Genomic DNA, 515 nt, shown 5'->3' on the forward strand with positions numbered 1-515 from the left:
AATGCATCGGATGTTATTGGGAGAATCCCAGAGTGGTCCGTCTTCAAAGCCAAAAACCCGACGGATAGTGTCTTCGATATCCGCCGGCTGGATCCAGTTTTCGTCCTGGATCTTATCAGCCAGGTCTTGCATATGCGTAGCATAGCATTGAAAAATGGCGCGCTGATTCAGTCTGGCTGCCGCTACAACGTACTTGGCTGTTCGGTCATTTTCGTGGGCCACCCGCTCGATACCCCTTAGAGCAGGTTCCCATTGAGCATAAATTTCAAACATCATAGATTCGATTCGGTGGGTCATATCAATATCCAAGCGGCTGCTCCATCGCATCTTTCTAAAGGCGAAGTAGCAGCGAACGCTGTCATGCAGCTTAGACTGCGGGTGTTCCCCAGCAATCACATGAAGATTAGTAACAACATTCTGCAGGTTTGAGTACGGCACTTCGTAAAACATAGCTGGCGCATACAGAGTCATCATTTTGCCCGTACAGCGGAATACAATTCCTGCATGTATAAGGG

1 protein-coding gene is annotated in these 515 nt (G+C 48.5%); it reads right to left on the bottom strand.

All coding sequences use genetic code 11. The annotated features are described in order from the left end of the window. Positions 1-515, bottom strand: a 515-nt coding sequence (locus tag GY843_RS00815; RefSeq protein ID WP_297305820.1) for a hypothetical protein, incomplete at both ends; no start/stop codon positions are given.

It is taken from the genome of Neptuniibacter sp., from assembly GCF_024231755.1.
Classification (GTDB): domain Bacteria; phylum Pseudomonadota; class Gammaproteobacteria; order Pseudomonadales; family Balneatricaceae; genus Neptuniibacter.